The organism is Planococcus circulans (assembly GCF_020023385.1).
Taxonomy (GTDB): domain Bacteria; phylum Bacillota; class Bacilli; order Bacillales_A; family Planococcaceae; genus Planococcus.
In genome coordinates, this window is record NZ_JAIQCL010000008.1 from 67636 (window position 1) to 88067 (window position 20432).

General features: G+C 45.0%; 24 protein-coding genes. 7 read left to right on the top strand and 17 right to left on the bottom strand.

Annotation, left to right across the window (positions count from 1 at the left end):
* Positions 1-41 precede the first annotated feature (41 nt).
* Entirely contained in the window at positions 42-1205 is a 1164-nt protein-coding gene (locus tag K8U60_RS13640) for a pyridoxal phosphate-dependent aminotransferase (RefSeq protein ID WP_223640653.1), read from the top strand.
* Between the two features lie 439 nt (positions 1206-1644).
* Here the strand turns inward: K8U60_RS13640 and lepB are convergent, their stop codons facing one another.
* The gene (gene lepB / locus K8U60_RS13645; protein ID WP_223640657.1) at positions 1645-2178 is read right to left on the bottom strand and encodes a signal peptidase I; all 534 of its coding nucleotides are present in this window, start codon (positions 2176-2178) and stop codon (positions 1645-1647) included.
* Between the two features lie 260 nt (positions 2179-2438).
* Here lepB and K8U60_RS13650 point away from each other — a divergent pair, with 260 nt between their 5' ends.
* Entirely contained in the window at positions 2439-3458 is a 1020-nt protein-coding gene (locus tag K8U60_RS13650) for an SEC-C metal-binding domain-containing protein (RefSeq protein WP_223640660.1), read from the top strand.
* 608 nt (positions 3459-4066) lie between these two features.
* Complete coding sequence (locus K8U60_RS13655; RefSeq protein WP_223640663.1) at positions 4067-4582, top strand: DUF421 domain-containing protein; 516 nt, start codon at positions 4067-4069, stop codon at positions 4580-4582.
* 49 nt (positions 4583-4631) lie between these two features.
* Here the strand turns inward: K8U60_RS13655 and K8U60_RS13660 are convergent, their stop codons facing one another.
* Positions 4632-5108 carry an acyl-CoA thioesterase gene (locus tag K8U60_RS13660; protein ID WP_146555763.1) on the bottom strand — a complete coding sequence of 159 codons (477 nt, stop codon included), beginning with the start codon at positions 5106-5108 and terminating at the stop codon, positions 4632-4634.
* A 93-nt stretch (positions 5109-5201) separates the two neighbouring features.
* Here K8U60_RS13660 and K8U60_RS13665 point away from each other — a divergent pair, with 93 nt between their 5' ends.
* The gene (locus K8U60_RS13665) at positions 5202-6005 is read left to right on the top strand and encodes an AAC(3) family N-acetyltransferase (RefSeq protein WP_223640666.1); all 804 of its coding nucleotides are present in this window, start codon (positions 5202-5204) and stop codon (positions 6003-6005) included.
* A 41-nt stretch (positions 6006-6046) separates the two neighbouring features.
* Here the strand turns inward: K8U60_RS13665 and K8U60_RS13670 are convergent, their stop codons facing one another.
* The 4 genes from K8U60_RS13670 to adh form a co-directional block, all read right to left on the bottom strand.
* On the bottom strand, positions 6047-6637 hold the full coding sequence (locus K8U60_RS13670; protein WP_223640687.1) for a Fic/DOC family protein: 591 nt from the start codon (positions 6635-6637) through the stop codon (positions 6047-6049).
* The gene (locus tag K8U60_RS13675) at positions 6630-6818 is read right to left on the bottom strand and encodes a hypothetical protein (protein WP_223640690.1); all 189 of its coding nucleotides are present in this window, start codon (positions 6816-6818) and stop codon (positions 6630-6632) included. The genes K8U60_RS13670 and K8U60_RS13675 overlap by 8 nt, the downstream gene beginning before the upstream one ends.
* A gap of 143 nt (positions 6819-6961) precedes the next feature.
* Positions 6962-7324, bottom strand: coding sequence for a DUF779 domain-containing protein (locus K8U60_RS13680; protein WP_223640721.1), 363 nt, complete (start codon positions 7322-7324; stop codon positions 6962-6964).
* A gap of 54 nt (positions 7325-7378) precedes the next feature.
* The gene (gene adh, locus K8U60_RS13685) at positions 7379-8899 is read right to left on the bottom strand and encodes an aldehyde dehydrogenase (RefSeq protein WP_223640724.1); all 1521 of its coding nucleotides are present in this window, start codon (positions 8897-8899) and stop codon (positions 7379-7381) included.
* Between the two features lie 209 nt (positions 8900-9108).
* Here adh and K8U60_RS13690 point away from each other — a divergent pair, with 209 nt between their 5' ends.
* Positions 9109-9816 (top strand): pseudouridine synthase, encoded by a 708-nt coding sequence (locus tag K8U60_RS13690; protein ID WP_223640727.1) that lies wholly within the window; start codon positions 9109-9111, stop codon positions 9814-9816.
* 13 nt (positions 9817-9829) lie between these two features.
* Positions 9830-10546, top strand: coding sequence for a DUF6904 family protein (locus K8U60_RS13695; RefSeq protein WP_223640729.1), 717 nt, complete (start codon positions 9830-9832; stop codon positions 10544-10546).
* Between the two features lie 730 nt (positions 10547-11276).
* Here K8U60_RS13695 and K8U60_RS13700 read toward each other — a convergent pair.
* The 8 genes from K8U60_RS13700 to K8U60_RS13735 form a co-directional block, all read right to left on the bottom strand.
* Entirely contained in the window at positions 11277-11576 is a 300-nt protein-coding gene (locus K8U60_RS13700) for an AraC family ligand binding domain-containing protein (protein WP_223640732.1), read from the bottom strand.
* A 105-nt stretch (positions 11577-11681) separates the two neighbouring features.
* Positions 11682-12554 carry a glycine betaine ABC transporter substrate-binding protein gene (locus tag K8U60_RS13705; RefSeq protein ID WP_223640735.1) on the bottom strand — a complete coding sequence of 291 codons (873 nt, stop codon included), beginning with the start codon at positions 12552-12554 and terminating at the stop codon, positions 11682-11684.
* Positions 12555-12574: 20 nt separating this feature from the next.
* The gene (locus K8U60_RS13710; RefSeq protein ID WP_223640738.1) at positions 12575-13411 is read right to left on the bottom strand and encodes an ABC transporter permease; all 837 of its coding nucleotides are present in this window, start codon (positions 13409-13411) and stop codon (positions 12575-12577) included.
* A complete protein-coding gene (locus tag K8U60_RS13715; RefSeq protein WP_223640741.1) occupies positions 13408-14601 on the bottom strand; it encodes a quaternary amine ABC transporter ATP-binding protein in 1194 nt (397 codons plus the stop codon). The genes K8U60_RS13710 and K8U60_RS13715 overlap by 4 nt, the downstream gene beginning before the upstream one ends.
* A 34-nt stretch (positions 14602-14635) precedes the next feature.
* Positions 14636-15100: a thioesterase family protein gene (locus K8U60_RS13720; RefSeq protein ID WP_223640744.1), complete on the bottom strand. Its 465-nt coding sequence runs from the start codon at positions 15098-15100 to the stop codon at positions 14636-14638.
* Positions 15101-15123: 23 nt separating this feature from the next.
* A complete protein-coding gene (locus tag K8U60_RS13725) occupies positions 15124-16104 on the bottom strand; it encodes an L-carnitine dehydrogenase (RefSeq protein ID WP_223640747.1) in 981 nt (326 codons plus the stop codon).
* Complete coding sequence (locus tag K8U60_RS13730; protein ID WP_223640750.1) at positions 16094-16996, bottom strand: beta-keto acid cleavage family enzyme; 903 nt, start codon at positions 16994-16996, stop codon at positions 16094-16096. The genes K8U60_RS13725 and K8U60_RS13730 overlap by 11 nt, the downstream gene beginning before the upstream one ends.
* Before the next feature lie 251 nt (positions 16997-17247).
* Positions 17248-17784, bottom strand: a complete 537-nt coding sequence (locus K8U60_RS13735; protein WP_223640768.1) for a TetR/AcrR family transcriptional regulator — start codon at positions 17782-17784, stop codon at positions 17248-17250.
* A gap of 141 nt (positions 17785-17925) precedes the next feature.
* Between K8U60_RS13735 and K8U60_RS13740 the strand changes: the two genes are divergently transcribed.
* Positions 17926-18342 carry a hypothetical protein gene (locus K8U60_RS13740; protein WP_223640771.1) on the top strand — a complete coding sequence of 139 codons (417 nt, stop codon included), beginning with the start codon at positions 17926-17928 and terminating at the stop codon, positions 18340-18342.
* 108 nt (positions 18343-18450) lie between these two features.
* Here K8U60_RS13740 and K8U60_RS13745 read toward each other — a convergent pair whose 3' ends face one another.
* The 3 genes from K8U60_RS13745 to K8U60_RS13755 all read right to left on the bottom strand — a co-directional run bounded on the left by K8U60_RS13745 (position 18451) and on the right by K8U60_RS13755 (position 20420).
* Positions 18451-18867: a CBS domain-containing protein gene (locus tag K8U60_RS13745; RefSeq protein WP_223640774.1), complete on the bottom strand. Its 417-nt coding sequence runs from the start codon at positions 18865-18867 to the stop codon at positions 18451-18453.
* A 149-nt stretch (positions 18868-19016) separates the two neighbouring features.
* A complete protein-coding gene (locus tag K8U60_RS13750) occupies positions 19017-19739 on the bottom strand; it encodes an amino acid ABC transporter ATP-binding protein (RefSeq protein ID WP_223640777.1) in 723 nt (240 codons plus the stop codon).
* A 12-nt stretch (positions 19740-19751) separates the two neighbouring features.
* On the bottom strand, positions 19752-20420 hold the full coding sequence (locus tag K8U60_RS13755; protein WP_223640781.1) for an amino acid ABC transporter permease: 669 nt from the start codon (positions 20418-20420) through the stop codon (positions 19752-19754).
* Positions 20421-20432 lie beyond the last annotated feature (12 nt).

Genomic DNA, 20432 nt, shown 5'->3' on the forward strand with positions numbered 1-20432 from the left:
TGGGGTAGATGTGCAATTATTTCGAAAACAAGGAGAATTATATGGAATTTTCAAATCGCCTGCAAAACCTGCCTACACAATTTTTTGCTTCATTGGTTGCTAAAACGAGTAAAGCCATCGCCGAAGGACGCGACGTCATAAACCTTGGCCAGGGCAATCCTGACCAGCCGACGCCCGACCATATCATCAAGGCACTGCAAACCGCAGCGGCTGATCCAAAAACACATAAGTATTCCCCTTTTCGCGGCATTTCCGAGCTGCGCCAGGCTGCAGTGGATTTCTACAAACGCGAATACGGCGTGGACATCGACCCTGACCTTGAAGTAGCCATTCTGGCTGGAACAAAAATCGGGCTTGTCGAATTGCCACTGGCCTTGTTGAATCCACAGGATCTCCTGCTGCTGCCGGACCCTGGCTATCCGGATTACCTGTCCGGGGCTCCACTCGCCGATATCGACTATAAACTGATGCGGCTCAATCCAGAAAATGGCTATTTACCGGATTACAGTGAAGTGCCTGAATCTGTTCGCTCGCAAGCTAAGCTGATGTATTTGAACTACCCGAACAATCCGACAGGCGCAGTGGCCAATAAAGACTTCTTTGATGAGACTGTCGCTTTTGCAAAAGACAACGGCATTGCCGTCGTCCATGATTTCGCTTATGGCGCAGTTGGTTTCGAAGGAAAGAAACCGGTGAGCTTCCTGCAATCCGAAGGGGCCAAAGAAGTCGGCATCGAGATGTATACTTTATCTAAAACGTACAATATGGCCGGCTGGCGCATTGGATTTGCTGTCGGACATTCGAAAATGATCGAAGCCCTGAACCTGATCCAGGACCATCTATTCGCCGGTCTGTTTCCCGCCGTCCAGTTGGCTGCCGCCGAAGCTTTAAGTGCTGATCAGCAATGTGTGGATGACTTAGTGGCTCTCTATGAAAAACGCCGCGATGTCCTGGTCAAGGAATGTTCGCGCATCGGCTGGGAAATCGAAGCGCCTCAAGGCTCTTTTTTCGCCTGGCTGCCGGTTCCAGAAGGCTTTACCAGTGTCGAGTTCGCTGATTTCCTACTTGAAAAAGCGGATATTTCAGTTGCTGCAGGCAGCGGGTTCGGTGCTGGCGGAGAAGGATTTGTCCGCGTTGGATTATTGGTTGATGAAACCCGTATCACCGAAGCGATAAACCGCATTGAAAAATTGAACCTATTTTAACTCAAAAAGACAGCTTCCCTTTTTTCGGGCAGCTGTCTTTTTTGATGCAAGTTGAACAAATAATTTATAACAGAAAAAAATCTACTATGGATATTCCACAAACCAGCTCCGCGTTCCTACGGGCTTGCGCCGAACTAACTCGGGCTAAACGCCCGAGTGGATTTCGGCACATCGCTATCCCGCGGGAGTCTCCGCTGGTTTGTTCCATATCCTGGTTAGTTGTTTAATGACGCTTAGAAGAATGAAAGTCGGTGAAGGGCAAAGATGTTCTCCTTTATCGCTTTGTTGCTTCGTTCGTGAAAAGTGTCCGTCTAAAATACAGGATCCGGTATGAATACGATGAAATGAGTATTCAATCTTGGAATGACATAAATATTCTTTTGTCTACACACTTAGACAGCTGTCTTTTTTCGATTTTGGAGCAATCGAGCATTCTCCATCATTCCACAATCCCGATATGATCGAGAGGAGATAATCGGATTTTCACTTCTCCAATGATGGAGTCTTTAGAAATAAATCCTAAAACCCTTGAATCCATGCTGTTTAAACGGTTATCTCCCAATACATAATAGGATTCGGCAGGCACAGTGAATTCCTGGAAATCCTCGGTTAACCGAGAGAAGCCCTGCTGTTCGGCCAATTTACGGTTCTTATCCAAATAAGGCTCAGCTACAGCCTGGCCGTTCACATATAATCGATCGTCTTTCATGGAAATGCGATCACCCGGAATACCGATTACACGCTTGATGAAATTCACTCCAGTAGGCGCAGTGAAAACGATCATATCAAAATTTTCTATGGTATAAACCTTAACCAGCATTACTTTGTCATCGTCTTCAAACGTAGGCATCATTGATTCACCATGAACGGCTACCGGCTCAAACAGGAAATGCCTCGACATGAGGACAATAAGCACTGTCAAAAAGATTACACGCATCCAGGAAACAGATTCTTTTACCGGATCTCCATACACATTGTCCCCTCCTGCCCATGCTTTTACTTTTTATTATAATACGCCTTCAGCTTTATGCATACTTTTGGTAATTGACATCCAACAGATCCCGCCAAAAATCAGGAATGGCTCTTTAAAAGCTAAAAGAAGCTTTAATTTTTTCATACGCCATCATCAAGTTTGGAGCTTATTTTCCAGGGTCTATCGACGTCTGAATCGTCAGACTTTTGAGGGCGGCGCAATTTTATGTTACACTCAATAAAAAATGTAGGTGATTATGAATGGTAGGAAGAAATGATCCATGCCCATGCGGCAGCGGCAAAAAATACAAAAAATGTCACGGAAAACAGCAAACTGTCTCCATTAATGATTTGGTGAATGAGGAACTGTTCAAAGTACGCCAGCAGTTCTTCTCGGAAAATCCGAATCAGGAGCAACTTGCCGAATTCCGTGAACTTCAACAAGCATGGCAGCCACGTTTAATGCAATCAATGGCTGAAAACGATGCACAGGCATTTGTTATCGAGAATTTCCTGTTCATGAAAAAACCAGAGCTATGGGAAGAATTCTTGGCAAAACAAATTGACCTTTCCCAGCGCCCTTCAACTAAAGAAGTGCTGGAAAACTGGAACGACGTAAAAGTATTCCTTGGACAATATGTCAAAGGCGATACAGAAACGGCTCAGTTTACAGATATCTTTACAGGCGAGACGCTTGAAATGGCTGATCAACCGCCAACTGACATGGAAAACGGACAAGGCTTGCTTGCAATCCTTCTTCCGGACTCCCGCGTCGGCGATAATGGCGTATTGTTCCTAAACGGTTATTTGACCGTTGTCGGTGAGTTCAAGCCGTTCTTCGAGCAGTTGAAAGCACAAATCACGTCTGAAAATGCTTCACAGGATGAAAGCTACCTTCGCGACAATTACTTAGCGGTTGTTGAACAAATCGTTAAATATTCGACTGGCAGCGTAGAAGAAAGCATCCAGCTTTCTCCAGAACACGATTCTGTTATGGCTGAACTCGATAAGCATATCGAGCAGGCTGATTTCGACGAAGAGACAGTCAGCAACATCACAAGCATCCTGAACAGCTATCTTGTCAGCCAGCAGCCAACCGTCCAAAAACCCGAAGCTCTTGTAGCCGGGTATTGGAGATTCCTGCAGGATCACGAGCTCGTTAAAGGCCCAATGCTTTCTGCAAAAGACCTAAGCGAAAAATTCGGCGTCTCTTCAAGTACAATTTTGAAGCGTTCAAAAGAATTCAGTGCTTATTTCGAAGAATTACTGGCAAAAAAATAGGATTCACTCAGCCTGTGGGTTTTTTATCCCCCAATAGCTGGTGAACCACCAAAAAGGAGTAGCCGCGGCTACTCCTTTTTTTCGTCGTCTTTTTCTGCGGAAGGTGATGAGGATATACAACAGAATTCCTGAAACCACTAGAAACAAATACAGTCGGATAAAATAAAAGTGGAGCCATGAAACATCGGTCACCCCGAATAGCCAATTGGCCAATGTCAGCAAAGATTAAATGATGCCTACAGCAAAAACCACCAAACCCAAATAACGGAGCAAGTTCAAGAAAGATCCCATTTCCAATCGCCCCTAACCCAAACCTGATTATCCCTACTATTCCCTTTGCGGAAAAATAAACCCAAATAAACAGTCAATCTCTGTATGAGGCGTTTGTTGATAACTATAGAGGGAAACATGAATAGTACAGGAATATTTCTTGAAAATTTGAATTTACTCTTAAAAATTTCCACATATTCATTCTTATACACAATTAATGCTCCGTTTGTGTGTGTTATGTGGATAAGATGTTTGAATTTTGTTGATATTCTTGCATAAATAAAACTTATCAACATGTGGATAATTTTATTATTTTTTTGAAGGAAAGGAGGAATAAGATGTTTGAAATTACTTTAGACAGCTTCATCCGGATTGTTACAGTCGGCTTTTTGGCCTATGTAGGATTAGTGATTTTTCTTCGGGTTTCAGGCAAACGCACACTCACTAAATTAAACGCGTTTGATTTGGTTGTAACTGTGGCTTTGGGTTCGACATTGGCCACAATTTTATTAAGCAAAGATGTCAGTCTTCTTGAAGGGCTGACTGCATTTACATTATTAATTTTTATGCAGTATTTGTTCACTCTTCTTGCTGTTCATTCCCAATGGTTCAATAACGTCATCAAGTCTGAACCCCGGCTGTTATTTTTAGACGGACAATTTTTGAGAAACGCCATGAAAAAGGAACGCATTAAAGAAATTGAAATCCTGCAGGCGATCCGCAACACTGGATTCGGCTCTACTGAGAAAGTGAAAGCAGTTGTCCTTGAAACGGATGGCAGCATGTCAGTCATCAGCAGTGAACCCGGCAATACGCTGACAAATGTTAAATCAGAACATGAATCGTTCAGTTAATAATTGCCGATACAAAAGGTGCCTGGATTCCTCCAGGCACCTTTTACTGTTATCTTGGTGTTTTCACACGCATTTTCCGATGTTCACGTCTGGCAGGTGCTGATTCGAAAAACAGTTTTTCGCCAGGTGATTCCGGCAGAACAGGCGGTACTGGGGTCGGCTTGCCGTCGTCTCCCATCGCCACCATCGTCAAAAACGATTCCGTCGTCAGCTTTTCTTCACCTGTTTGCAGGTTCTTGGATTTGACTCGAACATAGACTTCCATCGACGTCCGGCCAGTTGAAGTGACATTCGCTTCAAGTTCCAATACATCTCCGACCCTTGCTGAAGACAGGAAATCCACTGAATCGATTGATGCTGTCACCACTACTTGGCGACGCGCATGCTTCATTGCTGTAATTCCTGCAATTTCATCGATATAGGCTAATACTTTTCCTCCAAAGATGGAATCCATATGATTGGTGTCCGGCGGGAGCACCAATTTTGTCTGGATTGTTCTGGATTCTTTCATCGGCTTTGCTTCCATTTTGATCATTCCTTCCTCTATTGCCTTGCTGACAATGGTTTCCCAAAATTGCAGGCTTTCCTTTATAATATAGTGAAATCGGAGGGATACTTTATGTCAGAGTTATTGAATATTTTAAACACGCCTCAATTCCAGTCGAAAGAAACCTTAAAGCAGCAGCTTCAACAACTTGGTATTGAAGCCGGAGACGCAGTGATGGTCCACTCCTCGCTGAAGTCCATGGGGTGGATCGCTGGAGGCGCTCAAGCGGTCGTAGAAGCTTTAATAGAAACCATCATGGAAGCAGGCACCTTAATCATGCCCGCCCAGTCTGCGGACAACTCAGACCCCGTGTATTGGATGGAGCCACCGGTTCCGGAAAATTGGCATCAGCCAATCCGTGAACAGCTCCCTGCTTTCGATCCCCACTTAAGCGGGATGCGTGGCATGGGCAAAATTGCAGAATGCTTCCATCGCCATCCCGCGACCATTCGGAGTCCTCATCCCTCTCACTCCTTTATGGCCTGGGGGAGTCAGGCAGCCCACTGGATGAGTGAACAGCCGATTGATGATTCCTTCGGCAAACAATCGCCGCTCGCAAAAATGATGCAGGCCAAGGTGAAGATCCTGCTGATCGGTGTCGGCTTTGATTCGTGTACGGCACTTCACTATGCTGAATTTGTCCAGGAAAACCGTGCCACTTCCCCACAGGGAGCTGCGATCTTAAAGGATGGAAAACGGGTTTGGCAGACTTATGATTGTGTGGAAATGGATTCGGACCGTTTCCCCGAAATCGCCAAAGCTTTTCCCGGCGACATTTCTGAAGGTCTTTTAGGGCAAGCCCAGACCCGGCTTGTAGAAATGAAACCCCTTGTTGAATTCGGAATCGAATGGCTGCGCAAGCATCCTGCATCATAAAGCGCAGAAAATGCCAGCGCTCTCCGAGCAGCTGGCATTTTTCAGGGAGTGATTATTTCATCCAACAGCTTTTCCAGACGATTAGTGTCCTTATTGAACGAATCGACAAATGCATTGATAATCTCTGCAGGCTCCAGCACTTTTTCCCAATCCAGCCGGTAGCCGGCATTCAGCAGTAACTGACGCGCGAATTCACGGATACTGCGCCCATTGCCTTCCCGAAAAGGATGAAGAGCATTCAATTCAGACAAAAAATAAGCAAGCCGTGAAATCAACTGATCTCGCGGCAAATTCTTCAAGTAGTTTTCTGCTTTCAATTCATTGAAAATTTTCAGCAGCTGCTCCTCGATGTGTTTGGGATGGGCAAAAGCAGACGAACCTTTGGAAATCATCTCTTTCCGCAACTCCCCAGCAAACGGGTAGACATCCTGAAGCAGATATCGATGAATGGCTAAAAAAGCTTTAACGTCCAAAGGGTCTGCCGGTTCGTTTATTTGGAGTTCAGAAAGTCGGAGCAGAGAGTATACTTTCTCTAACTTCTTTAGTTTTTCTTCATCCTGTACATCAAACAAATTGATCAATACATCGGTTCCGGGGTAGCAATACATCGAGGCATGCTGGTACTTAGACATCGAACTTCTTTTTGATGGCCTGATGGAATTGGGCTTCCGTCCGTTCACCAGTCAATACCGACCGAACGAAGTTCTCATCCTCATTGGTTACATCGAATCCTTCTGTAATCAGAGAATGGGATGCGCAGGAAATCGCGTGATTGGCTTGTTCGTGGGAAACTCGGTTCACTAATTTCGTCAACTGGATGACCACCTTTCATGCTGAAATTATACCATTTTTACAGCATGAATTCTATCATCACCCCTTGTTTTATAAAGGTTTTCAGCATATTTACAGCATGAATGGACAATAAAAAAACCAGATGCCTAGGCATCTGGTTCCGTTTAAATCTGCTCCTGCAATTCTTTCGTTTCTTCAGCGGTGAAGGCCCTCGATCTTGTCAAAAACCGCTTGCCTTCCACTCCTTCCAAAGAAAACATTCCGCCTCGCCCTGGCACGACGTCAATAATCAACTGCGTGTGGCTCCAGTAATCGAATTGGTTTTTATGCATATAGAACTTACTGTCACCGATAACCCCCATCAGAATATCCTGATCTCCGATGAACAAGTCCCCTTCCGGATAACACATCGGTGAACTGCCATCACAGCATCCCCCTGATTGATGGAACATGACCGGCCCATGCTTTTCTTTCAGCAATTCGATCAATTCAATAGCAGCATCTGTCGCAATTACGCGTTCGACCATTGCTATCCCTACTTTCTGGTGGATCTTAAAATTCCAAGGGGCTATGCCCCAGGATCAAAAGAATCCTTGTTTGTCTTCGCTGTAGCTGACCAGCATGTTTTTCGTCTGCTGGTAATGGTTGAGCATCATCAAATGGTTTTCACGGCCAAAGCCGGACATTTTGTATCCGCCGAATGCAGCGTGAGCCGGGTACTGGTGGTAACAGTTCGTCCAAACACGCCCTGCCTGGATGCCACGTCCGAAGCGGTAAGCCGTGTTGGTGTCACGCGTCCAAATTCCTGCACCTAGTCCATAGAGGGTGTCATTCGCAATTTCGAGCGCTTCTTCTTTCGTTTTGAAAGTTGTCACCGATACAACAGGCCCAAAAATCTCTTCCTGGAAAATCCGCATCTTGTTGTGGCCTTCGAAGACTGTCGGCTGGATATAGAAGCCTTCAGACAGCTCACCGTCCAAATGATTGCGGTCGCCGCCAGCAAGAACTTTAGCGCCTTCCTGTTTGCCGATATCCAAATAGGATTGGATCTTTTCCATTTGTTCAGTGGAAGCCTGCGCTCCCATCATCGTCTCTGGGTCCAGCGGGTTGCCTGTCTTGATTGCTTCCACGCGCTTTATTGCACGTTCCATGAACTCGTCGTAGATGTCTTCATGAATCAGCACACGCGATGGGCATGTGCAAACTTCCCCTTGGTTCAAGGCGAACATGACAAACCCTTCAACTGCTTTATCAAGGAACGCATCGTCTTGGTCCATAACATCTTTAAAGAAGATATTCGGTGATTTTCCGCCCAATTCCAGTGTTACGGGAATCAGGTTTTGTGAAGCGTATTGCATGATCATACGTCCTGTAGTCGTTTCGCCTGTAAACGCCACTTTGCTGATACGCGGGCTGGAAGCAAGCGGCTTGCCTGTTTCAAGACCGAATCCGTTGACGATGTTCAGTACACCAGGAGGCAGGATATCGCCGATCAGTTCAGCCAGCACCAGGATACTTGCAGGCGTCTGCTCAGCAGGCTTCAAGACGACACAGTTACCGGCAGCAAGAGCCGGAGCCAGTTTCCAGACAGCCATCAAAATCGGAAAATTCCAAGGAATGATCTGTCCGACCACTCCAAGTGGCTCGTGGAAATGGTAAGCTACTGTATCGTTATCGATTTGGCTCAGCGACCCTTCCTGCGCACGGATTGCTCCAGCGAAATAGCGGAAATGGTCAATCGCCAATGGCAGATCGGCATTCAATGTCTCCCGGACTGCCTTCCCGTTGTCCCATGTTTCAGCAACAGCCAGCATCTCCAGGTTCTGCTCCATACGATCTGCAATTTTCAACAGCGCATTGGCACGTTCAGTTACTGAAGTTTTTCCCCAAGCATCTTTTGCTGCATGTGCTGCATCAAGGGCCAGTTCAACATCTTCAGCCGTTGAGCGGGCGATTTCGGTAAACTTCTTGCCTGTTACCGGTGAAACATTCTCAAAGTATTGCCCTTTGACCGGTGCTTTCCACTCTCCGTTTATAAAGTTCTCATACTTATCTTTAAACGTAACTTTTGAACCTTCTGTGTTTGGCATTGCATAGACCATTCCCATTTCTCCCCTTTACTCGTTTTTCTGCTATGTACACGCTTACATTATTCCAAATACCCCTCGGCGCATCAATAACAGCTTCCCTTCTATATTGTCAAACTAATCTAAAAATTGCAACTGTGAAACTCCGAATTTTTTTATTCGCCTCCAGAGTTCATGTATAATGAGAGCGAGACTAGGAAATACAGAACTGAAAGGAATTCATTATGCGAATCAATAAATTTTTAAGCGAAACAGGAATCACTTCACGGCGCGGAGCCGATAAGTTCATCGACGCAGGACGCGTCACCATCAATGGCACCCCGGCCGAACTCGGCAGTAAAGTCGAAGCGGGAGACGAAGTACGCGTCGATGGCAAGATCATCGAACAGCCGAAGCAACAATATGTCTACTTGGCATTGAACAAACCGGTCGGCATCACCAGCACGACCGAACGGCATATCGAAGGAAACATCGTCGATTTCGTCAACCATCCAGAACGCATCTTTCACGTAGGGCGCCTCGATAAAGATTCGGAAGGGCTCATCCTATTGACCAATGACGGGGATATCGTCAATGAAATTCTGCGCGCTGAAAATGAGCATGAGAAGGAATACATCGTCAAAGTTGATATGCCAATCACGGAATCCTTTATAGCGAAGATGGAGGAAGGCGTTGAAATACTCGATACGAAAACACTTCCCGCCAAAGCTGATAAATTGTCCACCTACACCTTCAAACTGACCATACGTCAGGGATTGAACCGCCAAATCCGACGAATGTGTACAGCGTTAGGCTATGAAGTCCGGGCTTTACAGAGGGTCCGGATTATGAACATCCTGCTTGGTGACTTAGCTGTCGGTGAATGGCGCGATTTGACGGAAGCCGAACGCAGTGAACTGTTCGCCAAACTCGATTACACACCAAAACGTTGAGGAGGATACAGATATGCTGACTATGAAAAGCACGCCGAACCATACAGGTGTTAAAATCAGCGGCGATTATTTCGACTTGGACGAACTGAACCAGGCGATATACAGAGTCATCGGACAGGAAGATCAGTATTATGGCTATGAAGGATCGCGGATGCGAATCCTGGGCCTTTCCTTCGAAATTCGCCATGCTGCCCAAGGAGATCGCAACGTGGATTTCGTATTCAATGGCCTGCACGAACATACGATGAAACAGCATGGATTTATCGCACCCGATAAGAATATCTACTTTTCTGTCGAAGTGCTGTGGCCGGAATTGATATACACTGCCATCGCCTTGAAGGATTTCATCAAATTTTATCAGGAAGACAAACAATTCCCTCTTTGGGATGTCCACTTGCCGGTCATTTCCCGTTTTCAGTCTTTAGTGCTCGACTGCCTGCAGGGACATGTCCCGCAAGAAGAATACGAACTGATCGTAAAAGCCTTCAATCAGCCGGTTACAGTGAATGATTACGCAATCCAGTATGTAGACTTTTTAAACTTGAAGTACATCGCCATGACCAAAGAGCAACGTGAGCAAAGCCTGTCGGCAATCGCCATGAAGATCGCGGTGCAGGACCAGGATTACGCAGCCTTCCGCAACCAGGTCCTTGCCGCCGCTACTCCCCATAAAAAACCGATTCACGAAATCAATATAAAAGCAGAATATCCAGAGGAATTTGAGTGGTGACTAGAAAAGCGGAAACGGCCGCTCAGCTCCGACAGGCATAAGACGATCTGGCGAAGTGGCATGTTTACAGCCGCACAGCACAAAAAGTGAAAGTGCCTGTTCAGCTCTGACCGGCATAAGGCGGACCAGCAGGGTGGCGTTCTTTGCCGCACAGCTGGGTTGAGTTATGACCCGAAGAGCTAGGCACTTGCAACTGGAAGCCAGAGTGGCTTATGACCCGAGGAGCTGGCCGTTGGAGCTGGACAACTAGAAAAGTGGAGGCTGCCGTCTAGCCCCGACAAGCGCTGGAAGACTTGCCGGTAATGGCATTCTTTGCCATTGCTGGAAAGGTTGAAGCGACTCGAGGGGCTGGCTGACAGCTGGAGGCTGGACAACAAGAAAAGCGGAAGCGATCGTTAAGACCCGACAGGCATAAGGCGCGGTGGCGAAGCGGCGATTTTTTGCCGCATAGTCGACGTGACTTATGACCCCGAGGGGCTGATCGCTGAAGCTGGACCCCAAGAAAAGCGGAAGCGATCGTTAAGACCCGACAGGCATAAGGCGCGTTGGCGAAGCGGCGTTTTTTTGCCGCATAGTCGACGTGACTTATGACCCCGAGGGGCTGATCGCTGAAGCTGGACACACAGAAAAGCGGAAGCGCCTAAAAGAAGATGCTAACCTAAAAGCAGAAACTAACCCGAATCTCAACCCCATGAAAAAAAGCTCACGCTTTCTCAGCGTGAGCTTTTTTTCATGGGGTAATTTGAAGAACCAATAGATCACTTGGCTCGATTGCGGTCAGGCTGTGTTTTTCTTTTGGATCCATATGCAAAATGTTTTCAGGTGATACTTCCACCGTTTGCCCTTGTACATCAAATGAAACTTTCCCGCTCCGTACGATAATGATGACATCTGCCGCCGAGTCGTGTTCTGCAATCTTTTCGCCTGCCTGCAATTGTATATTAACGACTTTAGTATTGCCGAAACTTAAAGCTTTTTGGACATGCTTGTTTTTTTCTCCCAATGCATTTGGCGTTTCAATCAATTCCATCAGATCACCTCATCCCTTTCCCAAACCATACACCCGGGGACTTCAAAAGAAAAGAAAAAGTACATTGCCCATTGTGTAAACAATGGGCAATGTACTCGATATTGATTATTCGCCTGTCATTTCATCAACTTTATCCTGATTATTATCGATCCATTCCTGAGCAACTTCTTCAGGATCTCCACCTTCTTCAATCTTCACAATCATTTCTTCTACATCATCAATTGAAATACTCCAGTTGCTAAAAAATTCATAAGCTTTTGGCGCATTTTCTTTCAATTCAGTGTTTGTAATCACCTCAACAGAAGAAGTTTCAAAGAACCCTTGTTCATTAGTCAATACTTTCAAATCAAACTTATTGAACATCGTATGAGGTCTCCAGCCATAAAAAATAACCGGTTCTTCCTGGTCAATCATTTTCTGGGCTTGAGCAAGCATTCCGCCTTCTGAAGAACTTACTTGCGCCATATCAAATCCGTAAGCCTCAATGATTTCGTCGCTTTCTATTGTAGCGCCTGCTCCTGCTTCAATGCCATAAAATTCATTATTGAATTCATCTTCGCGTCCTTCCAAATCTTCAAGAGAATTGATGTCTTCCATATATGTCGGTACTGTCCAGCCAGTTTCTGCTTCCGGATAGCTTACAGAAGTGCTTTCAATGTCGCCTTCGTATTTATCCAAGTAATTTTGGTGCATCGGTACCCAAGCATCCATAAATACGTCAAGATCTCCACGAGACAAGCCAGTATAAACACTTCCAGCATCTGCTTTGGTCTCGACTACTTCATAACCCATGTCCTGCAAAATTAACCCTGCAATTTTTGTAGGGGGTACAGTACTTGTCCATGGTGTCACGCCAAATGTGATCGTTTGCTGTTCAGCACCAGCAGTGCCTTCCTCTGTTTCTTCAGTATCAGAACCACAAGCCGCCAAAACAGCAACCATCAATGCAATTATTGAAAAGAATAAAAACTTTTTCATTTTTCATTTCCCCTTTTGTTTTATTTTTTATTGTTCCGAACCAGCCCTTGGGTAATTCGGTCCATGATAATAGCCAGTACAACGATTCCTAAACCGCCTGTTAGGCCAAGGCCAACATTTACCGTAGAAATCCCTTCTAATACTACAGAGCCCAAACCTGGCGCTCCAATCATCGATGCAATGACCGCCATCGACAGTGCAAGCATCATCGTCTGATTAATCCCTGCCATAATGGAGGGCAACGCTAAAGGCAACTGCACTTTATACAACAGCTGCCATTTGGTTGACCCAAAAGCTTTTGATGCTTCGACCACATCCGCAGGCACTTGTTGGATCCCAAGTGTCGTCATACGAACAGCCGGCGGTGTTGCAAATACGAAAGTAGCAATGACGGCCGGAACGTTTCCAAGGCCAAATAAAAGAATAGCCGGTATCAAATAAACAAAACTTGGCAGTGTCTGCATAAAGTCCAAGATTGGCCGGACAAGAGTGGCCATCGTTTTATTGGTAGCCGCCAAGATGCCAAGCGGAATCCCGATAATTATAGAAATCAGCGTAGACACGATAACAATTGCCACGGTCTGCATCGCAGCTTCCCACAAATCGACAGATCCCAGATAAAGGCTCCCTAATAGCGCAAACAGCGCCAGCCCTTTCCCCGAAAACTTCCAGGCAATGATGATTAAAATCAGCACCAGCAATACTGGAGGAGTGGCAATCATTAAGTCTGTCACCCCGTCTACAAAAGTTCGGAGGCCTTCACTTATACTGTCAAAAAATTCACCAGTGACGGGCAGGAGCCAATCGTCTACAAAACGGTTCGTCCATTCTTCTAAAGGAAGTGTAAAATAATTCATGGCGTAGTCACCTCTTTTTTCCCTAAAACTAAGCCGGAAAGTATGGAAACACGTGAGACGATTCCAAGCAACTTCCCATTTTCTACTACTGCAAGTGGATATTTCGCTTCTACAGCTACACTAAAAAGGTCATTTAAAGGGGTTTCTGGAGAAATTTCATGAATATCTTCAATCAACACATTTTCGATTGGCAAGCTTGATTTATATGCACTAATAGCATTATCAATCGTCAGCAAGCCTTTGAAGTTATTGTCTTTGTCGACTACAAATATGCTTGAAGCGCCTACTTCTTCCATTTTCCGAACAGCTGCTAAAGCTCCGCTTTTATCTGCCATATGTACAGCGGGTTTCTTCATGACATGTGAAGCCATCAGTACTTTTGAGCGGTCTACATCTTTGACGAAGTTTGAAACGTATTCATTCGCTGGATTTTCCAAGATTTCATCGGCTGTGCCCACTTGAACGATTTCACCGTTTTTCATTATGGCGATGCGGTCTCCAAGTTTCAGTGCTTCATCCAAGTCATGTGTGATGAACAAGATCGTTTTCCCTAATTTGTTTTGCAGGTTCAACAGTTCATCCTGCATTTCTTTGCGAATCAATGGATCAAGTGCACTAAATGCTTCATCCATCAGAAGAATGTCCGAATCATTGGCCAACGCGCGTGCAAGACCTACACGCTGCTGCATTCCTCCGCTTAACTCCTTAGGGTAACTGTTTTCGTACCCGTGCAAGCCAACGTCCTCGATGGATTGCTGGGCACGTTTGTTGCGCTCCTCTTTTTTGACCCCTTGAATTTCGAGCCCGTAGGCAACATTCTGCAAAACAGTCCGGTGCGGAAATAATCCAAACTGCTGAAATACCATCCCCAACTTTTTCCGTCTCGTTTCAATCAATTCATTTTTTCCCATCTCGACAATGTTCTGGCCATCGATCAGCACTTCACCCGAAGTCGGCTCAATCAACCGGTTCACCAGGCGGATCAAAGTTGACTTCCCGCTTCCAGAAAGCCCCATAATAACGAAAAACTCCCCAGCTTCTACCGAAAAGGAGGCTTGGTTGACCCCTACTGTCATTCCAGTCTCCGCCAAGATATTTTCTTTTTGTTCGCCATCTATAAGCCTCTTCAATCCCTGTTGTGGATGAGACCCAAAAATTTTGGTTAAGTTATTCACTTCTATCTTTTTCATAGACATACTCCTCAATTTACTGCGCAGATGATCGTTAAAAGCCGATTCTTCTGCCTGCTTGTTTTGGCATCGGCAGCTTTTTATGCACTATGCTAAGCGCTTCTATTGTTTCAGCCACTTCTTGCGGAAAAGATGCTGGCTTGTTTTTGATTGTATCCATGCCCATCCACATTTGTTCACTGGTTGCAACCAGCTCCCCAGCGGAATTCGTCATTGAAAGGAAGTTATGCAGTCTTTTGGCATCGCTATCCAGTAACCTGAATTCAATGGCCAGCCTTTCATGTTCATGTACTTCTTTCAAGTAGCATAGGTGAGTTTCGAGTGTGAAAATTGTGTAGTTGTAACGAGATCTGGCAGTTTCAGTAAGGCCTAGAGAATCGATAAAACTATCTGCTGCCTGACTGAATACTTTTGCGTAAGCCGCATCATTCATATGGCCGTTGTAATCAACCCATTCGTTGCCAACCTGTACTTCATGTATAAAAGATGATTGAGCCATTTTGCCAATCTCCTTTCAACTTTTTATTTTTTGACAAGCTTTTTTTCTGTTGCCGTAGTTTCGGGCCAATACGATTCCACCAAATCCAGTAGTTCGACCAAAAAGGCGTTGCGTTTTTCTTCCATTTCAGCGATTGTTGTATCTCCTGCATGCGTCTCACAGCCGGTAATTACTTTTTCTTTCAATTCATCCGTAAGTTCAGGTGCTTCCAATTTGGTCCACGGCAACTTCAATGTCGGCCCAAATTGTTCAAGCATGTGGCGCATTCCTTTTTCTCCACCGGCAAGATGGAAGGTCAGAAACGGTCCCATCTGCGCCCAGCGAAGTCCAGCCCCGTAAATAATAGCCGCATCCACTTCTTCAGTTGTCGCAACCCCATCATTCACCAGATGCAATGCTTCGCGCCATAAAGCCTCCATCAATCGGTCAGCCAAATGGCCTTCGATTTCTTTTTGGATGACCAACGGTTTCATTTCTACACTGGCATAAAAGCTCTTGGCACGTTGCATGACAGCTGCATCGGTTTGCTTGCCGGCAACCAGTTCAACCAGCGGCAAAATATACACAGGATTAAAAGGGTGAGCTACAATCAATCGTTCAGGATGCTTGAGTCCTTCTTGCAACGTACTTGGCATAATGCCTGATGTACTCGACCCAATGATAGCTTTTGGTTTTGCATATGCATCGATGCTGACCAGTACAGATTTTTTTAACTCTTCCCGTTCCGGGACATTTTCTTGAATTAGATCCGCGTCGCTGACTGCCTCTTCGATGGTCGGCACAAATGTCAGACGGTTCTGGTCTGCTCCAACCGCCAATCCTATTTTCACTAAAGACGGCCATGCTTGATCAATCGCTTTTTGCGTCCGTTGCTCTGCCCCTTCTGCAGGATCGAATGCGATTACATCTAATCCTTGTGCCAGAAAACGGGCAATCCACCCATTTCCGATGACGCCAGTTCCAATAACAGCAACTTTTTGAATTTGATCCGTTTTATTTTCCATTACTATTACCTCCGTAAGGATTATTCAGTTTAAAGTGGATACGTGCTTCTGCGGGAGTCATCACTTCAATATTTGCTGCATGCAATTTTGACACCGCTTGGTCGACAAGCTGTTCATTGCGCGCAAAAATCCCTTTTCCTAAATAAAGGTTATCTTCAAGTCCGACACGGACGTTTCCACCATTTTGTGCAGCCATTTCAAGGATAGGCATTTGCATGCGGCCGATTCCAAAAGCTGACCACTGTGCATTTTCAGGAAGACGGTTTTTCATATACAACATCGTTTCTTCATCTGCCTCCGCCCCCCATGGAATGCCTAGGCAAAATTGGAACATTGGATCGCCATCGATCAAACCTTCATCGATCAATTGCTTGGCAAATCGAAGATGTCCAGTATCGAAGCATTCCAGTTCTGGTTTTACGCCGCTTGCTTGTATCAGCCTGGCTTGTTCACGCAGCCAATCTGTCGGGCTCATGTAAACCATGTCGCCAAAGTTCACACTGCCACAATCCAATGTGCACATTTCGGGGAGTAAGCTGCCAACCGGTTCATGCCGTTCTTTAGGCGTCTGCATATCTGTGCCTTCGCCGCCTGTAGAAGGATTTGAGAGATTTGGAATAAAATCTCCACCTCCTCCAGAGGTGATGTTGATGATTACATCCGTTTCGGATTCACGAATGCGCTCAATGATTTCACGGTAATGCTCAAGGCTGTGGCTAATGCCGCCCGTTTTAGGATCACGTGCATGAACATGGGCCACCGTTGCGCCAGCTTTTGCTGATTCTATTGCCGAGGCTGCGATTTCTTTTGGCGTCACAGGAACATGTTGATTTTTCGCTGTGGTGTCTCCCGCTCCGGTTATTGCTGCTGTTAATAAAACTTTTTGTGTCATTTTATCTCTCCTATTAAATTTAGGCATATGTACTCATTCATGTTTTTTCTCAAATGCATATAATAATTGATTGTTTTTTCGCACGTTTTAAACTGTACCATCCGGACGGTAATGTTTCAAGGTCATTTCTCATATAAATTTGATGCAGACTGGATAATTTACTGATTTATCCTATATCTCTCTAGGTTTTACTGCACTGTGAAAAAGCCTAAAAAAAAACCACATCATTTTTTAAATGACGTGATTCCTCTTTACTCATCTATCCAATTCTTTAATTTCAAATAAACTTCTTCTTTCCTTTCTTCGCCCAAATGGTGAAGATCAAAAAGTTCGGACAACCAGATTCCATCTGTCGCTAAACGGATTATAGTCGCTTTCACCGGGTCAATACCGTCCTGCTCAATTTTAGTTTGCCATTCATTGTAAAGGGTCCTGATCGGATCCAACAAATCAGAATTTACCGCTTTGGCTGCTAATAGACCTGCATGCATTTCTTTATTTGGATAGGGATTATTGAAGGTTACATCTGCATAGGACTTAATCCATTTCCCTTTATCATTTGCTGATTCAGCAACCGAGGCGGCAATTTTATCCCGATAATTTTCAGCTAAATGATCTACCATCCCCTTGACCAAAGCTTCCTTGGAAGGAAAGTGGTAAAGTAGCCCGCCTTTGCTGACTCCTGCTTCAATCGCGGTTGCTTCTAAGGTTAAATTAAAAATGCCCCTCTCACTGACAATTTTTGATGCTGCATGAAGAATCTCGATTTTTCTGGTAGCTCTGGCCATATAAATCTCCTTTTCAGAATGAATTTGATTTTCACTATACTACCTGGACGGTTTTTTTTCAAATTCTATTTAATGTTAGCAAGCTTTTGAAAAGGGTATTATTCAACTAACAATGTTTAATTAATAGAGGAGCGTGATGTTATGTATAGATTCTTTATTCCATTGAGCTTGGTTTTACTGCTATCTGCCTGCGGGGAAACAGCGCCTGAGGTTACAGAAGAAAGCCAGACCGAAGTAACCGCTCCAGAAGGAGAACTGGATCCCACCGATCCTGAAGAAGCAGAAAATGCGGAATTTGTGAGCTTCGAAGAATTGGCTTCGGGAACTATTGAAGAAGGTACCGGAGTTTCTGTTCAAGGAACAGTGGAAGAATTGGCAGATGACATCGCCTTTCCTTCATTTATTATGGTGACCGAGGAAAATCGGATCTATATTCGAAATATGGCGGAAACACCCGTTGAAGTAGGCGATACCATTACAGCGGACGGGATTTATGAAGGCAATGCCGAAGAGAATATGCCGATGGTTTCTGCTTCCACTATTGAAAAAGCAGAATAGACGCATGAAAAGCCCCTTCTATAAAATGAACTGCACCTCCATTGGTAGATACCACTAACAATGGAGGTGCAGTTCAAAAAAAGAAAAGGACTTTTTTTCATTCTACTGCTAATCTAACTCAGAAATTTCAATTATGGTGGTTTCTGCATAATGATTCGATGAAACGTCTCTTATCGCTAAATCGCCTAAAGAAACAATGCCAACTACGCGATCATTTTCGACAATGGGCAGCCGACGGATTTTATGGGCAGCCATCAGTTCAGCCGCTTCTTCAATTGTTAAGTCTACCGTTCCGGTAATGACTTCAGCAGATAGAATTTCAGCTATGGCGGCATCGCTCGGAATTTGCTCAGCTATGGCACGGATGACAATATCCCTGTCTGTAACGATGCCGACCAAGCGATCTTCCTCACAAATCGGGATGGACCCTACATTTATTTCCCGCATTTTTGAGGCAACTTCTTGGAGCGTTGATTCAGGCATACACGTTTCGACATCAGTCGTCATGATCTCTTCGATTCTCATCCATTCAGCCTCCTCAAATACTCTCATATACTTTACCTTAACCGTTTTGTCGATCAGCAAACGTCAATCAACAAAAGAAAGAAGGAATCAGTTCATTCGAACCGACTCCTTCTTTTCTATCTGGTATTTTCAACCTATTGAGGGATCGTTTATTCAACCAGTTGAATAAACTGTTTTGTCCGTTCGTTTTGCGGATTTTCAAAGAAAGTCTTTGGATCTGCCGATTCGATGATCTTCCCTTCATCAATCATGATGATGCGGTCCGCTACTTCTTTGGCGAATTTCATTTCATGGGTAACCACGACCATGGTCATCCCTTCTTCAGCCAACTGCTTCATGACCTGCAGCACTTCTCCAACCAATTCCGGATCGAGCGCTGAAGTCGGCTCATCAAACAGCATGACTTTCGGCTGCATCGCAAGGGAGCGCGCAATGGCGACACGCTGCTTTTGTCCGCCGGAAAGCTTGCTTGGATAGACATCTGCTTTATCTTTCAAGCCTACTTTTTCCAGCAATTCCATCCCCAGTTTTTTGGCAGCTTCTTTTTTCATCTTTTTGACGGTGATCGGTGCTTCTATGACATTCTCTAATACCGTCTTATGAGGAAACAAGTTAAAATGCTGGAAGACCATGCCTACTTCAGCACGGATTTTCGTTAAATTATCCTTTTTCGGGTTGACTGTATGGCCATCAATCGTAATCTTTCCTTCATTAATCATTTCAAGGAAGTTGAAGCATCTGAGGAGCGTGCTTTTCCCGGAGCCACTGACTCCAACAAGTACAACAACTTCCTGTGGTTTGACATGAAGATCTACGCCTTTCAGCACCTCGAGGTCACCAAAGGACTTATGAATGTTTTCTCCAATGATCATGTTAGTCCCTCCTTAGGCTCTGTCGACATCGAGTTTGTTTTCATACAAACGCAATAGGAATGTGAAGATCATCACCAGCACCAGGTAATAGAGCGCAACAACCAGGAACGATTCAAACGGTTGGTAGGACTGCGCAGCTTCCCTGTTTCCAAGTGAGAAGATTTCCGCCACCCCGATAATATAAACGAGTGACGAATCTTTCAATGTGATGATGAATTGATTGCCAAGCGGCGGAATCGAGCGGCGCAAAGCCTGCGGGAAAACGATTCGGCTCATTGTTTGGCGCCGATCCATCCCGAGTGACATACTGGCTTCACGTTGCCCTGGGTCAATGCCCTGTATTGAACCACGGAAAATTTCCGCGATATAAGCACCGTTATGGACACCGAGCGCAATTGCCCCTGCCCAGAAATTGGACATTGTATAAATTTCGACGATGCCGAAATATAGAAACATAATTTGCACAATCAACGGCGTACCGCGGATGATTGTGATATAGATATTAGCAATCGTCTGTAAAATTTTCGATCCTGAAATTTTCATCAGCGCAAAAATAAGTCCGATGACTGTCCCTAAAATGACACCGATTGCTGTCAATTGAAGTGTAACGACAGTGGCCTCTAAAAATCCAGGGTATGTTCGCATGAATACATCATAAACCGTTACAAATATCTCTGGCATAAACGCCACTCC